Here is a 4,183-nt window from a genome sequence, read left to right as displayed (position 1 = left end):
TGGGGACTGGGAGGGGTGGTGGGGGTTGTAGGTGGGGGTTAGGGTGGCCGGCTGTGAGGGACTCCTCGTCGCCGGTGCGCAGCGACAACGGCGACAATCGCCCGTCGGTGGTGGGGGTCCTCGCGCGCGGCGTGGTGCTGGTGGTGGTGCTGCCGTTCCGGCTGGCCTGGGAGCTGCTGGCGGCCGTCGGCAAAGGACTGTACCGCTGGGTGCTGGCTCCGGTGGGCCGGTTCCTGGACCGGTGGCTGCTGCGTCCACTCGGGTGGTTGCTGCAGCATCTGATCTGGATTCCGCTGCTCTGGCTGGGCCGCGCCGCAGTGTGGCTGTGGCAGAGGCTGGTCTGGTTGCCGCTGACCTGGCTGTGGCAGGGCCTGGTCTGGCTGTGGCACCACGTGTTGTGGCCCCCGCTGCGCTGGTGCGGGCGTGGGTTGGCCTGGCTGTTCCACACCCTGGTCTGGGTGCCGTTGTACTACCTGGTGTGGGTGCCGGTGACCTGGCTGGTACGGGTGCTGACCCCGGCCCTGCAGCAGGTGGGCCGGTGGCTGGTGGTCGTGGGTGAGCACCTGGGCGCTGCGCTGTCCTGGGCCTGGTGGGCGTCCGGCCGGATCCTGTGGTGGTGCTGGGCGCTGACCCTGCGTCCACTCTGGCTGGCGACCCGCTGGCTCTGGCGCAACACGGTGGTGCCGGTGGGCCGGGCGATCCGCGCCGTCTGGCGATTCACCGTCGTGGCGCCGGCCCGCTGGCTGCGGACCAGCGTCCTGGAGCCGGTCGGGCGGGAGATCCGCGAGACCCTGTTCGCCCTCGGCCTGCTCCGCTGACCGGCGGCCCGACCGCAACGCGCAGGAGGGTCAGAGGACCAGGTTGAGCAGGACGGTCAGCACGATCGAGGCGACGATCGAAACGAGGATCATCAGAAGGCAGCCGAGGCCGCCACCGGCGGGTCGGATCTCCGTGTTGCCGATACGCATGGGTTCACCTGTTCGTCAGCGTGTCGAGTCGGTCGTGGACGCGGTCGTCGAGCAGCGCCCGAACGGCGTCGGCGACCTGGCGGGGGGCGGTGCTGGCGACGTTGTGTGCCGCGCCCGGCACCGAGACCGTACGGACCTGGGGCACCAGGGCAGCTGCCCGGTCCCGCCAGGCCGGCGGCGCGATCGGATCCCGGGCGCCGGTGAGCACCAGGGTGGGGACGGTGAGTCGGGTCAGGTCGTCCTCGATCCGGTTGCGGACCGAGCGCGAGAGGGTGGCCCACAGGCGCGGTGGGCGGGCGTCGGCGATGTCGCGTACCAGGACCGGGGCCTGCCACAGCGCCTCCCGGGGCAGGTCGAGCAGCAGGCGACGGAGCTGGCCGGTCCGGGACCGGGCCCGCGGATCGCTCGTCGGCCCGGCCAGCACCAGGGCGCGTACCGCGTGCCGATGGCGTACGGCGAGGGCGGCGGCGACCTCCGCGCCGAACGAGTGCCCGAACACGCACACCGGCGGCAGCCGGTACGCGGCCAGCAGTGCGGCCAGGTGGTCGGCGTGCCGAGGTACGTCGTACGCCTCGGCGGGGTGGGCGCTGAGCCCGAAGCCGGGCAGGTCCGGCGCGTACACCGGGTGGTGGTCGGACAGCGCCACGGCCAGCGGGGTGAGGTAGCGGTGCGACACGGCCAGCCCGTGCACCAGCACGATCGGTGTGCCGGGCGGTGCGTCGACGCTGCGTCGGACGTGGGTGCGGATGCCGTCGACGTGTCGCCACTGACTGGTCAGCCCGGCCGCGTCGGCCGGTGCGGCGAGCGCGAGCCGCAGCAGGGCCCGGCTCGCCGTGCCCCGACCCGCTGACCCGGTGCTCACAGGTCGCGCAGGCGGGGCAGCAGCTGCTCCTGCGCCCAGTCGAGGAACATCGGCTGACTGTCGCCGCCGACCTGGACCAGCGCCACGTGCGTGAACCCGGCGTCGACGAACTTCTTGAACGCCTCGACGTGCTTGTCCACGTCCGGTCCGCAGGAGATGCCGGCCGCCACGTCCTCCTCCCGGACGCTGCGGGTGGCCGCCTCGAAGGCGTCGTTGTCGGGCAGGTCGGTGTTGACCTTCCAGCCCAGCCCGAACCAGCGGAACTGATCGTGGGCGATCTTGCGGCACTCCGCCTCGTCCGGGCCGTAGCAGATGGCCACCTGCCCGTAGCGGGGTCGTCCGGCACCACCGGCCTGCTCGTACATCTCGACCAGGCGCGCCTCCGGGTCGGTGGCGACCATGGCGTCGCCGTACTCGGCGGCGAGGGTGGCCGACTGTCGGCCGGAGGCGGCCACCGCCATCGGCACCGGAGTGTCGGGCCGGTCCCAGATGTAGGCGTCCGGCACGTCGTAGTGATTGCCGGAGAAGGTCAACGTCTCACCGTTGAGCAGCGGGCGGATGATCTGCAACGCCTCCTCGAACATCTCGTGCCGCTGCTGCACGTGCGGCCAGGCGCCGACGACGTGCTCGTTGAGGTTCTCCCCGGCACCCAGACCGAGGGTGAACCGCCCGTCGGAGAGCACCCCGATGGTGGACGCCTTCTGCGCCACGACGGCCGGGTGGTAGCGGCGGATCGGGCAGGTCACGAAGGACATCAGCTCCGCGCGGGAGGTGGCGTGGGCGACCGCACCGAGCACCGACCAGGCGTACGGGGAGTGGCCCTGTGACTCCAGCCAGGGGTAGTAGTGGTCAGAGGTGACGATGTGGTCGAAACCGGCCGCCTCGGCCCGTACCGCGTAGTCGACCAGTTCCTTCGGGCCTGCCTGCTCACCCATCAGGGTGTAGCCGATGTTGACCATGGTGTCTCCTTCCGGGCCGGGTGGCCCGTTCCGGATACCCCGGTCCGCACGTGTCAACCCTCGCCGATGCTTGACGCCTACCGGCCCCCTGCCTACCGTTGACCTGAACCGGTTCAGGTGCTGACCTGCCGCGTGCCCTGTGGTGGGGATGGCCGCCCCCGTGACAGCTCGGTCCTGTACGCAGTCACGGGGGCGGCGCGGTTCGCAATGCGTACTGAACCGGTTGCTTTCCACCGATCCATCGGCCTACGCTGATGTCTGCCTCGCCGGGCCCTGCTTCCGCGGCTGTCGGGCTGCAGCCGCCACCCGTCACTCATCACCCCCTGGGCACGGGGGAGAAACCTCATGCGAGGAAGACCATGAGAAAGCTATTCGCGGGCGTCGGCGCCATCCTGCTGGCGACGGTCGCCGCAGTGTTCGCCTTCGGCCCGTCGGCGCAGGCGGCCTCCGGCTTCACGGTCAGCGGCGGCAAGCTCTACGACGCCAACGGCAACGAGTTCATCATGCGCGGGGTCAACCACGCGCACACCTGGTACGCCCACCAGACCAGTTCCTTCGCCAACATCAAGGCACTCGGTGCGAACACCGTCCGGGTCGTGCTCTCCAGCGGCGACCGGTGGACCCGCAACAGCGCCGAGGACGTGACGAACGTGATCGGGCTCTGCAAGGCCCACCGGCTGATCTGCGTGCTGGAGGTGCACGACACCACCGGCTACGGCGAGCAGAGCGGCGCGGTCAGCCTCGATCGCGCGGTCGACTACTGGCTCAGCATCGCCAGCGCGCTCAACGGCCAGGAACGGTTCGTCATCGTCAACATCGGCAACGAGCCGTACGGCAACCAGAACTACTCGTCCTGGGCCACCGACACGAGCAACGCGATCCGGCGACTGCGCACCGCGGGCCTGACCCACACCATCATGGTGGACGGCCCGAACTGGGGTCAGGACTGGTCCTTCACCATGCGCGATGCCGCCCCGACGGTGTTCGACGCCGACCCGGCCCGCAACATCGTCTTCTCCATCCACATGTACGGCGTCTTCGACACCGCCGCCGAGATCAGCGACTACCTGGGCCGGTTCCGCAGCCGGCAACTGCCGATCGTGGTCGGCGAGTTCGGCCACTACCACTCCGACGGTGACCCCGACGAGGACGCCATCCTGTCGTACACCCAGGCCAACGGGATCGGATGGCTGGGCTGGTCGTGGAGCGGCAACGGCGGTGGCGTCGAATACCTCGACATGGCCACGAACTTCGACCCGAACCAGCTGACCACCTGGGGACAGCGGTTGTTCAACGGCACCAACGGCATCCGGCAGACCTCGCGGCAGGCAAGCGTCTACGACTCGCTCCCGCCGCCGACCACGCCCCCGCCCACGACCACCCCGCCCACCTCG

General features: G+C 70.6%; 4 protein-coding genes. 2 read left to right on the top strand and 2 right to left on the bottom strand.

Going from position 1 to position 4,183, the window contains the following annotated elements:
* Positions 1–53: 53 nt before the first annotated feature.
* Positions 54–818: a hypothetical protein gene (locus C1A38_RS30245; RefSeq protein ID WP_146017658.1), complete on the top strand. Its 765-nt coding sequence runs from the start codon at positions 54–56 to the stop codon at positions 816–818.
* A gap of 154 nt (positions 819–972) precedes the next feature.
* Here C1A38_RS30245 and C1A38_RS30240 read toward each other — a convergent pair whose 3' ends face one another.
* Together C1A38_RS30240 and C1A38_RS30235 are read right to left on the bottom strand one after the other, a co-directional pair.
* Entirely contained in the window at positions 973–1,830 is an 858-nt protein-coding gene (locus C1A38_RS30240) for an alpha/beta fold hydrolase (protein WP_102661081.1), read from the bottom strand.
* Positions 1,827–2,789, bottom strand: coding sequence for a TIGR03557 family F420-dependent LLM class oxidoreductase (locus tag C1A38_RS30235; RefSeq protein ID WP_102661080.1), 963 nt, complete (start codon positions 2,787–2,789; stop codon positions 1,827–1,829). The genes C1A38_RS30240 and C1A38_RS30235 overlap by 4 nt, the downstream gene beginning before the upstream one ends.
* 359 nt (positions 2,790–3,148) lie before the next feature.
* On the opposite strand from C1A38_RS30235, the gene C1A38_RS30230 reads away from it, so the two are divergent.
* Positions 3,149–4,183, top strand: a 1,035-nt coding sequence (locus C1A38_RS30230) for a glycoside hydrolase family 5 protein (RefSeq protein ID WP_102661083.1), incomplete at its 3' end; no start/stop codon positions are given.

The sequence above is a fragment of the Verrucosispora sp. ts21 genome (assembly GCF_002879555.1).
Classification (GTDB): Bacteria; Actinomycetota; Actinomycetes; order Mycobacteriales; family Micromonosporaceae; genus Micromonospora; species Micromonospora gifhornensis.
The sequence above is the reverse complement of the archived record's forward strand: the minus strand, read 5'-3'. Positions and strand labels throughout refer to the sequence as shown.